Below are 15394 nucleotides of genomic sequence, written 5' to 3' on the forward strand. Positions count from 1 at the left end.
AAAAAAACCAGCAGCCTGAGCTACTGGTTTAAATGATGGTGGTGGGGGAAGGATTCGAACCTTCGAAGGCAGTGCCGGCAGATTTACAATCTGCTCCCTTTGGCCACTCGGGAACCCCACCACGGGGTATTGCTATATTTGGCTTTTGCCAGAAAAGACGTCAGTGACGACAACTTTTCAAATTAGATGGTGGTGGGGGAAGGATTCGAACCTTCGAAGGCAGTGCCGGCAGATTTACAATCTGCTCCCTTTGGCCACTCGGGAACCCCACCACGGGGTATTGCTTATTATTTGGCTTTCGCCAGAAAAGATGTCAGTGGCGACAGCTTTTCAAATTAGATGGTGGTGGGGGAAGGATTCGAACCTTCGAAGGCAGTGCCGGCAGATTTACAATCTGCTCCCTTTGGCCACTCGGGAACCCCACCACGGGGTATTGCTATATTTGGCTTTCGCCAGAAAAGACGTCAGTGGCGACAACTTTTCAAATTAGATGGTGGTGGGGGAAGGATTCGAACCTTCGAAGGCAGTGCCGGCAGATTTACAATCTGCTCCCTTTGGCCACTCGGGAACCCCACCACGGGGTGTTGCTATATTTGGCTTTCGCCAGAAAAGACGTCAGTGGCGACAGCTTTTCAAATTAGATGGTGGTGGGGGAAGGATTCGAACCTTCGAAGGCAGTGCCGGCAGATTTACAATCTGCTCCCTTTGGCCACTCGGGAACCCCACCACAAGTGCGGGGCGGATAATAGCAAACATTCGGATCCTGTAAAGACTTTTCTTTTAAATACTGAGTGTTTGCCTGAATTTTCATCAGATTACCAATTGTTGCTTATATTTACATTTCTTGACGTTGCTAAACCGTAGATTCAGATATGATTGCGGCAGGATTATTTATGGTGTGTTGATAATGAAAAAAATGGCCGTAGCAATATTAGTAACTGCAGTGTTATCTGGTGGTTACTTCTACTTTCAGGGAACCTCTCATGCTGCGCAAGAAAAGAAGGATGCGCGATCAAGCCGTGTTGTGAGTGTCACGACGGGAACGGTTTCTTCTATGCCTATCGCTCAATCACTTTCTTTAACTGGAAAGTTGCAAGCTGAGCACTCTGTCAATATTGCAGCAGAAACATCTGCACAGATTAAAAACATCGAGGTTAAACCAAATCAACGTGTTCAAAAAGGCACGCTATTAATTCAACTTAATGATGACAAAGCAAAAGCGGCTTTTGATGAAGCTCTAGCCTATTTCAATGACGAGCAACGTAAATTAAACGAATTTAAACGCTTAGTGAAACGTGGAGCTATCACTCAAACAGAAATTGATGCGCAGACGACCAGTGTCAATATCGCTCAAGCTCGTTTAAAAGCGGCGCGTGCTGAGCTTAATGATTATATGATCCGTGCGCCTTTTAATGGCACAGTTGGACTCTTTGATTTCAGCCAAGGTCATCGTGTTGCTGAAGGCGTGGAACTGTTGACGTTTGACGATCTTTCGACAATGCGATTAGACATTCCTGTTCCTGAACAATATCTCTCACACCTTATACCGGGAATGAAAGTTATCGCAACAAGCCAAGCATGGCCTGATCGTGTGTTTAATGGTGAAGTACAAGCGATTGATTCACGTGTTCAAACCGATTCTTTAAATATCAAAGTTCGAGTGGTATTTGATAACAAAGATAATTCACTTAAGCCTGGCATGCTGTTAGCGGCAGATATAGGTTTTGTCCCACAACCTAAAGCGGTAATTCCAGTTCAAGCGATTGAATACTCAGGAACTAAACGCTTTATCTACCTTGTTGACGATAAACAAAAAGTCCATCGAACTGAAGTGGAGCTTGGTGCCCGTATTGATAATACCGTGGTCGTTAATAAGGGGGTAGAGATTGGCGATCGTATTGTTGTTCAAGGATTAGTGAATATGCGAGATGGAATAAAAGTTTCGGATATAACAGCAACAAAGAATGATTCACAGCATGGAGCAAGTAGTTAATGTGGTTATCAGACATTTCGGTTAAACGCCCTGTTGTTGCCATTGTTTTAAGCTTATTGCTGTGTGTGTTTGGTGTGGTGTCTTTCTCTAAATTAGCCATAAGAGAAATGCCTGATGTAGAAAGCCCTGTTGTTACCGTGATGACTACATATGACGGCACATCTGCGACGGTAATGGAAAGCCAAGTTACTACTCCGATCGAAGATGAGTTGTCAGGTATTAGTGGCATTGACAACATCACCTCGATAACACGAAATGGCATGTCACGTATTTCGATTGAATTTTCGATGGATTGGGACCTTACCGAAGGTGTCAGTGATGTGCGTGATGCGGTTGCCCGTGCTCAACGACGTCTACCGGATGATGCGAGCGATCCTATTGTGTCGAAAGACAATGGTTCAGGTGAGCCTGCCGTTTATATCAATTTATCCTCATCAGAGATGGATCGTACGCAGTTAACGGATTACGCCCAGCGAGTATTGGAAGATCGTTTCAGCTTAATTAATGGGGTGAGTTCAGTCAGTTTAAGTGGTGGCCTGTATAAGGTGATGTACATAAAACTGAAACCTGAATTAATGGCAGGTCGCGGTGTTACCACCAAAGATATTATTGACGCGTTACGTGATGAAAACGTTGAATTACCCGGTGGTGAAGTACGTAATGACCAAACCGTGATGGCTGTGCGAACGGCCCGTTTATATCGCACGGCTAATGATTTTAAATACCTGACGGTTAGAACTACAGAAAATGGTACGCCGATTTACTTAAAAGATGTGGCTGATGTTGCGATTGGTGCAGAAAACGAAAATTCAACCTTTAAAAGCAACGGAGTCGTTAACTTAAGTTTGGGTATTGTCACTATGTCTGATGCTAACCCATTAGAAGTGGCAAAAGATGTTCGCGCAGAAGTCGCGCGAATGCAGAAGTTCTTACCTGAAGGGACAAGTTTAACGGTTGATTATGATGCGACGGTATTTATAGATCGCTCAATCAGTGAAGTGTACAGCACATTATTAGTCACGGGTGCTTTGGTTATTTTGGTGCTTTATGTCTTTATTGGACAAGCTCGCGCAACCTTAATTCCAGCGGTAACGGTGCCAGTATCGTTAATTTCAGCGTTTATTACCGCGTATTTCTTTGGCTTTTCAATCAACTTGCTGACCTTAATGGCATTAATTCTTGCTATTGGGTTGGTGGTCGATGATGCCATTGTGGTGGTTGAGAATATTTTCCATCACATGCAGCGCGGTGAATCACCATTGCTTGCCGCTTTTAAAGGTACCCGTGAAGTGGGGTTTGCGGTGATTGCGACCACAGCGGTATTGGTGATGGTGTTCTTACCGATTTCCTTTATGGAAGGCATGGTAGGGCGCTTATTTACTGAGTTCTCAGTATTGCTCGCGATGGCGGTCATTTTCTCTTCATTAATTGCGTTAACTTTAACGCCTGTAATGGGGAGTAAAATCTTAAAAGCTAATGTAAAACCAACTCGCTTTAACCTATGGGTGAATCGTCAGTTTGATAAGCTTGAAAATGTCTACCGCAAAGGTGTTACGTTTGCGGTTAAAAAACGCTTTATCGCACCGATTGTTGTATTAGCGTGTATTGGCGCAAGTGCTGCGTTGATGAAGGTGATCCCTGCTCAATTAGCGCCACAAGAAGATCGCGGTGTATTGTTTGCCTTTGTGAAAGGTGCAGAAGGTACCAGTTATAACCGTATGATCGGCAATATGGATGAAGTTGAAAGCCGTTTGCTGCCAATGTTGGGCAAAGGCGTATTGAAATCTGTCAGTATTCAATCACCCGCGTTTGGTGGTCGAGCAGGAGATCAAACAGGCTTTGTGATCATGCAGTTAGAAGATTGGCAAGATCGCAGTGTGTCGGCACAACAAGCATTAGGCATGGTGAGTAAAGCACTAACGGGGATTCCTGATGTGCGTGTTATTCCAATTATGCCAGGCTTTCGCGGCGGTTCTTCTGAGCCAGTTCAATTTGTGCTCGGTGGCTCTGATTATCAAGAGTTGTTTAAGTGGGCTTCGGAGCTAAAACACATTGCAGAAGACAGTCCAATGATGGAAGGGGTTGATTTAGATTATGCAGAAACGACGCCTGAGTTAATGGTTAATATTGATCGTCAACGTGCGGCGGATTTAGGTATTCCAGTTTCAGATATTGCAGAAACATTGGAAGTGATGTTGGGCGGACGAAGTGAAACTACTTTTGTTGAGCGTGGTGAAGAATACGATGTTTACCTGCGTGGTGACGAGAATCGCTTTAATAGCTCTGCTGATCTTAGTCAGATTTATTTACGAGCGAAAAATGGTCAACTTGTCACGCTTGATACCGTAGCTTCGATTGATGAAGTCGCTTCAGCGCAGAAGCTTAGCCATAACCAGAAACAGAAATCGATCACGTTAATGGCGAATTTGTCTGAAGGTTACACCTTAGGGGAAGCGTTGGATTTCTTGGATCAACAAGCGATAGAGAAGTTGCCATCGGATATAACTATTAACTATGCGGGAGAGTCGAAAGACTTTAGAGACAATCAAAGCAGTATTGCCATTGTCTTTGGTTTAGCTTTGCTAGTGGCTTACTTAGTTCTTGCTGCGCAGTTTGAAAGCTTTGTAAACCCGCTGGTGGTGATGTTGACAGTTCCTATGGGGATCTTCGGTGGCTTAGCTGGGTTATGGTTAATGGGGCAAGGGCTCAATATCTACAGTCAAATTGGTATGATCATGCTTATTGGTATGGTAACTAAAAACGGTATTCTGATTGTAGAATTTGCTAACCAATTGCGTGATAAAGGTGTTGAGTTTGAACAAGCGATCATTGATGCGTCAGTACGTCGTCTTCGTCCAATATTGATGACTGCATTTACGACTTTATTTGGCGCAATTCCGCTGATTATCTCGACGGGAGCGGGGGCTGAAAGCCGTATCTCTGTGGGGACAGTTGTGTTCTTCGGTATGGCGTTCGCGACCTTAGTGACCTTGTTTGTTATTCCTGCAATGTACCGTTTAATGGCTGGTAAGACGAAATCACCGGGTTATGTCGAAAGCTTGTTAGAAAAAGAGCTGCAACATGATTACACAGGGCGTATTAGCCATGGTGATTTACCTAAATAGATGATCTATTTATAGAGAATGCTATTAAAGAGTTAGCTTAATAAGAGGCGATAAGGATAAACCTTGTCGCCTTTTTATTTACCTTTTTATCGGTGCAAGCTTACGGCGACTACCTCTTTAGTGAGCAATCAGTTAAACTTCTGCATAGATAACTATCGAGTAATTAAACTGCACGTTTGCAGTTTTTACCCTGATCGTCCTAAAGCCCTTTATAGAAGAAAACCATGTCACAGAATCCAACTGAACAGCAGAGCCCAAAAGGGGTTCGTCTTAATAAATTCATTAGTGATACAGGCTATTGCTCACGCCGTGAGGCGGACAAGCTGATTGATCAGGGACGCGTCACTATCAATGGTCAAAAACCAGAGATGGGCGTACGAGTAATGGATAACGATGATGTGCTTATTGATGATAAGCCACTTCGTAGCAAAGAGCGTCCAATTTATATCGCGCTAAATAAGCCAACTGGGATCACCTGTACCACCGAACGTCATATCGAAGGTAACATCGTTGATTTTATTGGTCACCGCAAGCGTATTTTCCCTATTGGTCGTTTAGATAAGCCATCAGATGGCTTGATCTTCTTAACGAATGATGGCGACATCGTTAATAAGATCCTACGTGCGGGTAACTCTCACGAAAAAGAATATGTAGTCCGTGTTGATAAAGTGATCACGCCAGAATTCTTAGAGAAAATGGCATCAGGTGTTGAGATCTTAGATACGGTAACCCTACCTTGTAAGGTAACGAAAGAAACGAATTTCTCTTTCCGTATTGTGCTAACTCAAGGTTTGAACCGTCAGATCCGTCGTATGTGTGAAGCGCTTGGTTATGAAGTGTATAAACTTCGCCGTGTACGCATTATGAACATCACTATTGATGGTTTACCTAATGGTAAGTGGCGTTACTTAACTGATGATGAAATCGGTGAAATTAACCGTTTAATTGCACAATCATCAGGTACTGAAGAAGCATCAAAAGTTGATGCTGAAGGTCGTAAAATTGCTAAAGCCACCGATGCGAAACTTTACGATCACCGCCAGCAAGAAGCGCGTAATGAAAAGCGTGCTCAAGAAAAAGCGTTTAAAACCTACAGTGGTACGGGGGAATTTACTCGTCGTCCTGGTGGTCAGCGTCAAAATCGCCGCAATGAAGAAGGTGGTGAATCGCGCCAACAGCGTGGTCAGGGACGTAATGATAATCGTCGTCCAGCGCGTCCTTCAGATCGTGGTTCAAAACCAAGCTTTGGTGGTAAAAGTACTGGCATCAAAAAGTGGAAATCTAAAAGAGAAGATTAATTCACTTAAATAGATAAATAATGCCCTTTAGTTTTCTATACATTCTCTAGACAGAGTAGATAGTTTAAAGGGCGTTTTTATTTGTAGTCGTTACTCGCGATGATATTGATAAGGAAAGAGCATGAAAATTGTTGCTGTAACAGCTTGTCCTACGGGGATCGCCCATACTTACATGGCAGCAGATGCGCTAAATAAAATGGCTCATAAAATGGGAATTCAGATCCACGTTGAAACCCAAGGTGCGATGGGGATTGAAGATCAGTTAACACTGCAAGATATAGCTAAAGCAGATTTAACCTTGATTGCTTCAGATATTGAAGTAGAGCAGCGTAGCCGATTCACAGGCAGTAAAATCCATTGTGTTACTATTGAAGAGGTCTTGGTTGATCCAGAAGCTGTGCTAAAACGTTGCCAGCAATTAATTACCCAATAGCAGAGCATTACGATGTTGGAAAGGCGCCTTACGTTCTATTGTGGTCATAGTGGATTACCCCTTTATCAGTTAGACAAATTGAAAAAGCTCGCCAGCTATTTTACTGCCGATGTGCAGGTGTTTAACTTGCAATTGTTACGATCTGAATCGGTAACCAAGCCTCTGCGCGTTTCAACGCTTGCAAGTAAGCCTTATCAATTGTGTCAGCTCGTTATTACAGGCGTGGATGCTGAATTAGCCCTATTGGTGCTGACTGATATTATTCACGAATATGCTTGTCCGTTATTGTTGCCATCGAGCGATAGTAAGGGAAATGCTATTTTAAAACAGCGTATGACAATGCTGGATTTTCCTCTGTCTTTTATCACGCCAAAACAGATTCAAGCCGATAATAAAGCACAATTATTAGCAACGATGACGCGCTCGCTGGTGGATGAAAAAGTGATTAAAGTCGATGATTATCAAGAGGTGTTAGCTGCGATAGAAAAACGTGAGAGTATTTCTGCTACTGTAATGGGCAATAGTATTGCGATGCCCCATGTGATGATAGAACCTATTACTCAGCCTGCGATGGTGATTTCTTGTTGTCAGCAAATGAATTGGCACAGCGCACGAGGAGATGTAAGCAAGGTATTGATGATGGTATTACCTAAGCCCTTATCGCGTTCTGTACTCATGGCTTTTTCTCGGTTTTCAAAGCGACTACTACAAGATCGTTATGCAGATGCTTTACGCCAAGCTTCTGATAGTAATGTTATACAAGCGCTGATCATTGAGGCGATGCTAGCGTCTGATTAAAGGCTACGATATTCAGTTGGTGTACGGCCTGTTTTGTTTTTAAATACCCGACAGAAGTAATTCATATCTTGAAACCCGCATCGGGTTGCTACTTCCGCTAAACGAAAATTGTATTTCTTGAGCATAAATTTTGCGCGTTCTAACCGTACCCAGCAGATGTAATCTGCTAATCGCATATGTCCCTGTTGTCTGAATAAGCGCGAGAGGTGATTGGGGGTAATGTTAAAACGATGAGCAATAGATTCTCGGCTGATCGCGCGGTGAAAATTTTCTTGAATATAAATACAAATCCCTTGATAAAGATCTTCACAACGATTTTTTTTCACTCTATCTGGGGTATTGAGCATAGAGCGGCTATAGCTGAGGAGCGCTAACAATAGGTATTCATCCATTGGTTTTTTCGTTGGCTCTTTTGCCAGCATATTCAATGCCGATAAAATAGGATCAATAGCATGTCCTGTCGCGGCTTGGATTGAGTGTTTTTGCACATCAAAAAAGTGAGGATTGTCTTTGCTTTTGCTGACTAAACTGAAACCAATTTGTCTTTTACCAAACAGTAGGCTCAATACCGAGCATTCCGTATCCCAATTGGGTTTATTCCAACAGTTCGGTGGAATATACAGAGCATCACCCAGCATTAAGTTAATATCTCTAATGCCATACTCACCGTCTTCCAATTGATTCACATATTCGCCTTTAAGCACGAGTTCAAGACGAGGGAAATTCACTTGGTAACTAAATTGTGGCGGTGTGGTGTGATCATTAGCAAACCAAATATGGTTAAAGCTTTCTCGCTCTTCGAGAATAGAATCAATAAGATTAAGAAATACGGTATCCATAATTTGCGTTAAGTCACCCAATGTTGTGAGGAATTGTGAGTTAGCAATAAATATTTATGGCTATTTTTGTTATAGTTCAGAGCAATATTTCGTAAAACATAACTCACTTAATGGATTATATCGAATAAGGGCTTATGGTGATCTGATTGATGTACCACTTTTTGACTTATGTAACATTTAGCATTGCTTAAATGGCATTCCTCTTAGTTTTTTTCAGATTTGCTAAGTGGAATACGATTTTATCTTCATCGATGCACAACGATAATAAATTTAGGAATGAATATGGCTGGAATTCACCGTCCTGTGTTTTTTAAAATGAATAACGTGATTCAAGATTATGCATGGGGAAGTAAAACCTCGATTGAATCTTTGTTTGGTATCGCAAACCCTGAAGCGAAACCACAAGCAGAATTATGGATGGGCGCTCATGCGAATGGCTGCTCTGAAATTGAAATGCAGGGAAAAGCGGTAAAGCTGTCTGACTTTATTGCAACGGATCCGGATGCGATCATTGGTGTGCAAACCCAGCAACAATTTGGTGAGCTGCCGTATTTATTTAAAGTGTTAGCGGCAGAAAAAGCACTGTCTATTCAGGTTCACCCAAATAAGCAGCAAGCAGAAGTCGGCTTTGCCAAAGAAGAGCAAATGGGCATTGCGCGTAATGCGGCGAACCGTAATTACAAAGATCCAAACCACAAGCCAGAGTTAGTCTTTGCGTTAACGTCGTACCAAGCGATGAATGGTTTCCGCCAAATTGAAGACATTGTTGCGCAGTTCAATGCACTTGAAATTACGACTATTAGTGAGCTAGTCGCTGCATTTAATGTAAATCAAACGGAAGCGGGCTTAAGTGATTTCTTTGCGGCAATGTTATCGCTAGAAGGTGAGCAAAAAGCTTCAGCGGTAAACGCATTATTGGCTTACAGTGAAGCACATAAAGATCAGCCATTGTTTGCTTTATTATCAGAGTTAGCTGAGCAATATCCTGGTGATATCGGTTTATTTGCACCGTTAATGTTAAATGTACTAACCCTTCAACCGGGTGAGGCGATGTTTTTGAGTGCCTGTACGCCACATGCCTACATTAAAGGTACGGGTTTAGAGATCATGGCGAACTCCGATAATGTATTGCGCGCTGGTTTAACGCCAAAATACATGGATGTACCTGAGCTCGTTGCAAACACCTATTTTACGCCAATGGCGTTTGATTCATTGCTATTAGCCCCAACACAAGCAGAAAATGGTTTACATTACGCTATCCCTGTTCCTGATTTTAAGTTCAGTGTTTACAAGCAAGTAGACAATATTCGTCTTACGGTGAATAGTGCTGAAATCGTTTTTGCTATTGATGCACCTGTAACATTGACTCATAGTAATGGTGATAGTGTTGAAATAGAGAAAGGTCAGTCAGTGTTTATTCCGGCTTATACTGAGCAGTATCAAGTCACTTGTGTTGGTACTTTTGCCCGCGCCTACAACTAAGCAGATCTAACGTCCTAGCACTTATTTAAAGCGACAGAATATTCTGTCGCTTTTTTTGTTTTTGATAGTGTGAAGTCTTTCACTAAAAGTAGGCTGAGATGGAATGTCGGATGTGTGTTATTTCTAGTTAATAAAAATTTATCGCTATAGGTTTTTGTATATGTTTAAACTTTAATTTAACCTTAATTGATTGATAAAAAAAGATTTTAATCTTTACCCTATCAGTTTATTGATGTTTGAGTAAAATGTGTGATAGTTCACATCCTTGTTCTAAGGTTACATTTATCCAGTTAAAGCCTTTTCTATGCTCTATTTTGAAGCAGCCAAACACTAGACAATATTCCCATACTCAAATCCATCAAGCGCAGTGTGATGGGCGATAAAAATAATTCTTGGGGATAGAACATGATCACTTCCTTGATCAACGAAAGCTTAATTAACCTTAATCTTAAGGCGAAAACCAAAGATGACGTGTTTAATGAAATGGCTGAAATATTGGCAGCGCAAGGGCGCGTGGCTGATAAAACGCAATTCATTGCTGATGTAAAAGCACGTGAAGAATTAGGCAATACAGGATTTGAAGAAGGGATCGCTATCCCTCATGCGAAAAGTGCAGCCGTTGCACAGCCTGCGGTAGCGATTGGTGTTAGCCGTGCCGGTATTGAATACGGCGCAGAAGACGGCAAACCATCACAACTGTTTTTCATGATCGCATCACCTGATAACGGCGATAACCATCATATTGAAGTCTTAGCTGAACTTTCATCAAAGTTGATTGAAGATGGTTTTGTTGAGAAGTTCTTAGCCGCTAAGACTGAAAAAGAAGCCTTAGCCTTATTGCTTGAAGAAAAAGAGCAAGCCGTTACGCAAGCTCAAACGAAAGGTTTGATCATTGGTGTGACTGGCTGTCCTGCTGGAATTGCTCATACTTACCTTGCCGCTGAAGCATTAGAAAAAGCCGGTACTGAGCTTGGGTATGAAGTAAAAGTAGAAACTAATGGCTCAATTGGTGTCAAAAACTCCCCAACAGCTGAAGAAATTGCTCGTGCAGAAGCGATAGTGGTTAGCTGTGATAAGCAAGTCGATATGGCTCGCTTTGCTGGTAAAAAACTGATTAAAACTGGCGTAAAAGCGCCAATTAAAGATGCAAAAGGTCTTATTCAACAAGCATTAGTAGCGAAAGCTTATGAAGCTGATGGTGATGACACCTCTGATTCGAGCGAAAGCAAAGTCGCGCAAACCCGTTCGAACTTATATCGTTATTTGATGAACGGTGTATCGCACATGATCCCGTTTGTAGTTACCGGTGGTTTGTTAATCGCATTATCACTGGCCATTGGTGGTCAACCAACAGATGCCGGTATGCAGATCCCTGCGGGTAGTTTATGGCAAAAAGTGCTCGATGTTGGTGTTGTTGCGTTTACTTTAATGATCCCAATTCTTGCGGGTTACATTGCTTTTGCGATTGGCGACCGTCCTGCGTTAGCACCGGGTTTTATCGGTGGTTGGATTGCTAATAACGGTTCATTTTATGACGCAAGTGCGGGTACTGGCTTTATTGGTGCCATTGTTGCGGGCTTGCTTGTGGGTTACTTCGTTCGCTGGGTTGCAACACGTAATTATCATAAGATGGTGCAGCCATTAGTGCCGATTCTTATTGCGCCAATTACGGGTACCTTGTTTATCGCTAGCTTATTTATCTTCGTTATTGGTGCGCCAATCGCTGGATTAATGGATAGCATGAACAGCATGCTTACTGAAATGAGCACAGGTAACGTAGTATTACTCGGTATTGTACTGGGTGGTATGGCTGGCTTTGATATGGGCGGTCCCTTTAACAAAGTCGCGTTCTTGTTCTCTGTTGGTATGATTGCAAACGGTCATACACAGTTCATGGGTGCAATGGCATGTGCTATTCCAGTCGCTCCTTTAGGCATGGGCTTAGCAACAGTACTTGGTCGTAAGTTAAATATCTTTGAGCAATCAGAAGTTGAAGCCGGTAAAGCGGCAGGTGCAATGGGCTTAGTAGGTATCTCTGAAGGTGCAATTCCATTTGCAGCGCAAGATCCGCTGTCGGTGATTCCAGCAAACGTGTTAGGTAGTATGGTTGCTGCAGTGATGGCGTTCTCTTTCGGTATTACCAACAGCGTAGCACACGGTGGTCCAGTTGTTGCTCTACTGGGTGCGATGAACAAACCGGTTCTTGCCCTATTATGTATGGCATCAGGTATGGTCGTTACTGCTCTTGTTGCGGTAACACTTAAGAAAGTACGTAAAGCGAAGGCTGAACGAGCATTAGCGACAGCTTAACCTCTAATTTAAAGAGTTAAATAAAAGCGATAGGTGAAAGCCTGTCGCTTTTTTTGTTTTGGAAAGATGGCACTGGCGGCAATTTGTACACTTGTTCTTGCAATCTATCGGACAACTTTGCACTATGTCTGTATTAGTAAAAATTAAAAATGCATGTAAGCATAGAGATATCACAGAGGAAGTAATGGCAGGAAATACGATTGGACAACTATTTCGCGTCACCACATTTGGCGAAAGCCATGGCTTGGCGCTGGGCTGTATTATAGATGGCTGCCCACCGGGACTCGCATTAACTGAAGCTGATATGCAGCATGACTTGGATCGCCGTCGTCCGGGAACATCAAAATATACCACGCAACGTCGCGAACCGGATGAAGTGAAAATTCTATCTGGCGTATTTGAAGGTGTAACAACGGGCACATCTATCGGTCTCTTGATTGAAAATACCGATCAACGCTCTAAAGATTACTCGAATATTCAAGACTTATTCCGTCCAGGACATGCTGATTACACTTACCATCAAAAATACGGGGTACGAGATTATCGTGGCGGTGGTCGCTCATCTGCTCGTGAAACGGCAATGCGTGTTGCTGCAGGTGCTGTGGCAAAGAAATACCTAAAGCAAGTACATGGCATTGAAGTACGCGCTTACCTATCACAAATGGGTGACGTAAAAATAGATAAAGTAGATTGGGAGCAAATCGAGCAAAACGCCTTTTTCTGCCCTGATATCGATAAAGTTGAAGCTTACGATGAATTGATCCGTAAGCTGAAAAAAGAAGGCGACTCAATCGGTGCGAAAATTACCGTGGTTGCGCAAAATGTCCCTGTTGGTTTAGGTGAACCCGTTTTTGATCGCTTGGATGCCGATATTGCGCACTCTTTAATGAGTATTAATGCGGTAAAAGGTGTTGAAGTTGGTGATGGCTTTGATGTGGTTGAACAACGTGGAAGCGAACACCGTGATGCGATGACACCGGAAGGTTTTAAAACTAATCATGCTGGTGGCATTTTAGGGGGTATTTCATCTGGTCAAGATGTTGTGGCACATATTGCGCTTAAGCCAACATCAAGTATTACGGTTCCTGGTGAAACCATTACTAAGCAGGGTGAATCAGCGGAAGTTGTGACGAAAGGTCGCCACGATCCATGTGTTGGCATTCGTGCGGTACCTATTGCTGAAGCCATGTTAGCGATTACTTTAATGGATCATCTATTACGTCATCGTGGTCAAAACGCAGATGTTGCTACCGATACACCGAAGATTTAACCAAATAAACTAATTGATATATAAAAGCCACGCCTTGACATATTCAGCGTGGCTTTGCTTTATCTAATAATACGTTGAGCTTTAGTGGAAGGTTTCTTCTTTAAACTCAAACACAGGTAAGCTCCAGCTAAAATAGACAGCAGCCATGCGTAGACTAAAACCTGTAATTAAAGTAATGAGTGTGGTGATATCAGGATGGATACCTATATACGACATGGCGTAATACATAATACCTGCAATAAATGCGACCGATGCATAAAGCTCTTTATGTAGCACCATAGGTTTACGGCGAGTGATCATATCACGTAGCAGACCACCAAATACGCCTGTCACTACCGCCGCAACAACACAAATAATTGGAGAAAGCCCCATTGTCATTGCAACTTGGCATCCAATAATACTAAAAACGATTAAGCCGATAGCATCGAGCAAGATAAACACTTTATGAAAACGAACTACCCAACGGGCAAAATAGGTAGTTAAAATCCCTGCAACGCACGTGATCACTAAATATTGTGGGTGAGCGACCCAACCTAGTGGATAGTGACCGAGTAAAATATCTCGTACCGTGCCGCCACCAATTGCAGTAGCACTTGCAACCAGCATTACCCCAAACCAATCCATGTGGCGTTTACCTGCTGCTAATGCACCGGTCATTGCTTCTGCAGTAATGCCAATAATATATAAAATTGAAAGCAGCATGATATTCATCGTCCAAAAAGAAATTGAACTGATTGTATTTGTGATAGTCATCTACTTCTAATGAAAAGAAAATGGTTATACATGAATTTAATTCATCCTAAATTAATAGCTGAGTATTTAAGTTTGTTATGCTTTGAGTGGCGTATTCTTATTTTTATTAGAATAGTTGACTGAAAAGTAAGCAAAAATTGTCATCTCTTTATAAAATGACAATAACATGACGTTTGTCATAGTCTGTCACCTTAAGAATATTCGCACTTAGATTCACTGCATTGTATAATCGATAAGTTATGTATTTTAGAAGTTACCATTAGTATGAGACATGATTACAACGACTTAATCGTTATTTTCAATGGGGTATTTTTAGACAGTCTCAATACAGAGTTACTTCTAGGCGGTGAAGAGCCAATTTATCTGCCTGCTTCTAGTGAGCGACAGCATAATCAGATAATTTTTGCTCGTGGCTATTTTGCCTCGGCAATGCATGAGTTAGCACACTGGTGTATCGCAGGTGCTGAGCGACGCAAATTAGAGGATTATGGTTATTGGTATGAACCTGATGGACGCTCTGAAGCTGTTCAAGCAGCATTCGAGAAAGTAGAGATTAAACCACAGGCCATAGAGTGGATTTTATCAGCAAGTTGCGGATTTACATTCCAAGTAAGCTGTGACAACTTGAGTGGTGACTGTGAGCCTGATAGGGTAGCATTCACGTTTAAAGTGCGTGAACAAGTACTAACCTATTTAGAGTACGGAGTTCCAGAACGAGCAAAAATGCTATCTGATGTATTTCGAGCTTTTTATGGTATTAAACAGTTAACAGAACAGGATTTCACATAACACGTTCGATATAATGAAATGGGTTGTGTATAGGATAGGAAATGACAATTCAAGAATACGAAGAGAGGCTATTGCAGCTTATCGACGATGGAATAGACACTGCAACAGACGATGAGCTGTTTGCTGGTGGTTATTTGCGTGGGCATATTTCATTAGCGGCTGCTGATTGTGAATTAGAAAATGAATCACAACTGTCAGCAATGAAGGAAAAAGTAGAGCGAAGCATTGCTGATGCAAAAAGTGAGCTTTCTCCATCAGATTATGTTCTTGTGTGCCAAATGTGGCAAAAAGTTTCGGCTTAGTT

Annotated in this window: 12 protein-coding genes and 5 tRNA genes; 10 read left to right on the top strand and 7 right to left on the bottom strand. The window is 42.3% G+C overall.

The window, feature by feature from the left end:
• Positions 1-36: 36 nt before the first annotated feature.
• From C9J45_RS07795 to C9J45_RS07815, 5 genes are all read right to left on the bottom strand, one after another.
• Positions 37-121: transfer RNA gene (locus tag C9J45_RS07795), tRNA-Tyr, on the bottom strand.
• Positions 122-187: 66 nt separating this feature from the next.
• Positions 188-272: transfer RNA gene (locus tag C9J45_RS07800), tRNA-Tyr, on the bottom strand.
• A 68-nt stretch (positions 273-340) separates the two neighbouring features.
• A tRNA-Tyr gene (locus C9J45_RS07805) sits at positions 341-425 on the bottom strand.
• A gap of 66 nt (positions 426-491) precedes the next feature.
• Positions 492-576, bottom strand: a tRNA-Tyr gene (locus C9J45_RS07810).
• Between the two features lie 66 nt (positions 577-642).
• A tRNA-Tyr gene (locus C9J45_RS07815) sits at positions 643-727 on the bottom strand.
• 180 nt (positions 728-907) lie between these two features.
• Between C9J45_RS07815 and C9J45_RS07820 the strand changes: the two genes are divergently transcribed.
• From C9J45_RS07820 to C9J45_RS07840, 5 genes are all read left to right on the top strand, one after another.
• On the top strand, positions 908-1993 hold the full coding sequence (locus C9J45_RS07820; RefSeq protein ID WP_107287208.1) for an efflux RND transporter periplasmic adaptor subunit: 1086 nt from the start codon (positions 908-910) through the stop codon (positions 1991-1993).
• The gene (locus C9J45_RS07825; RefSeq protein WP_107292386.1) at positions 1993-5118 is read left to right on the top strand and encodes a multidrug efflux RND transporter permease subunit; all 3126 of its coding nucleotides are present in this window, start codon (positions 1993-1995) and stop codon (positions 5116-5118) included. Before C9J45_RS07820 ends, C9J45_RS07825 begins: the two co-directional genes overlap by 1 nt.
• A gap of 224 nt (positions 5119-5342) precedes the next feature.
• Positions 5343-6416 carry a 23S rRNA pseudouridine(2604) synthase RluF gene (gene rluF, locus C9J45_RS07830; RefSeq protein WP_107260056.1) on the top strand — a complete coding sequence of 358 codons (1074 nt, stop codon included), beginning with the start codon at positions 5343-5345 and terminating at the stop codon, positions 6414-6416.
• A 121-nt stretch (positions 6417-6537) separates the two neighbouring features.
• Positions 6538-6849, top strand: coding sequence for a PTS fructose transporter subunit IIB (locus tag C9J45_RS07835; protein WP_107206025.1), 312 nt, complete (start codon positions 6538-6540; stop codon positions 6847-6849).
• Between the two features lie 117 nt (positions 6850-6966).
• The gene (locus C9J45_RS07840; protein WP_233217661.1) at positions 6967-7647 is read left to right on the top strand and encodes a PTS sugar transporter subunit IIA; all 681 of its coding nucleotides are present in this window, start codon (positions 6967-6969) and stop codon (positions 7645-7647) included.
• Here the strand turns inward: C9J45_RS07840 and C9J45_RS07845 are convergent.
• Positions 7644-8486, bottom strand: coding sequence for a helix-turn-helix transcriptional regulator (locus C9J45_RS07845; RefSeq protein ID WP_107206027.1), 843 nt, complete (start codon positions 8484-8486; stop codon positions 7644-7646). The two genes, C9J45_RS07840 and C9J45_RS07845, sit on opposite strands and share 4 nt — an antisense overlap.
• A gap of 282 nt (positions 8487-8768) precedes the next feature.
• On the opposite strand from C9J45_RS07845, the gene manA reads away from it, so the two are divergent.
• The 3 genes from manA (at position 8769) to aroC (ending at position 13548) form a co-directional block, all read left to right on the top strand.
• Complete coding sequence (gene manA / locus C9J45_RS07850; protein WP_107292387.1) at positions 8769-9968, top strand: mannose-6-phosphate isomerase, class I; 1200 nt, start codon at positions 8769-8771, stop codon at positions 9966-9968.
• 405 nt (positions 9969-10373) lie between these two features.
• On the top strand, positions 10374-12278 hold the full coding sequence (locus C9J45_RS07855) for a fructose-specific PTS transporter subunit EIIC (protein WP_107287205.1): 1905 nt from the start codon (positions 10374-10376) through the stop codon (positions 12276-12278).
• Between the two features lie 184 nt (positions 12279-12462).
• The gene (aroC, locus tag C9J45_RS07860) at positions 12463-13548 is read left to right on the top strand and encodes a chorismate synthase (RefSeq protein ID WP_107245724.1); all 1086 of its coding nucleotides are present in this window, start codon (positions 12463-12465) and stop codon (positions 13546-13548) included.
• An 81-nt stretch (positions 13549-13629) separates the two neighbouring features.
• Here aroC and C9J45_RS07865 read toward each other — a convergent pair whose 3' ends face one another.
• Complete coding sequence (locus tag C9J45_RS07865) at positions 13630-14250, bottom strand: trimeric intracellular cation channel family protein (protein WP_107206460.1); 621 nt, start codon at positions 14248-14250, stop codon at positions 13630-13632.
• Positions 14251-14565: 315 nt separating this feature from the next.
• Between C9J45_RS07865 and C9J45_RS07870 the strand changes: the two genes are divergently transcribed.
• Together C9J45_RS07870 and C9J45_RS07875 are read left to right on the top strand one after the other, a co-directional pair.
• Entirely contained in the window at positions 14566-15090 is a 525-nt protein-coding gene (locus C9J45_RS07870; RefSeq protein WP_107292388.1) for an elongation factor P hydroxylase, read from the top strand.
• Positions 15091-15131: 41 nt separating this feature from the next.
• Positions 15132-15392, top strand: a complete 261-nt coding sequence (locus C9J45_RS07875; protein WP_107206032.1) for a YfcL family protein — start codon at positions 15132-15134, stop codon at positions 15390-15392.
• Positions 15393-15394 lie beyond the last annotated feature (2 nt).

The organism is Photobacterium sp. GB-1, assembly GCF_003026165.1.
GTDB lineage: Bacteria > Pseudomonadota > Gammaproteobacteria > Enterobacterales > Vibrionaceae > Photobacterium.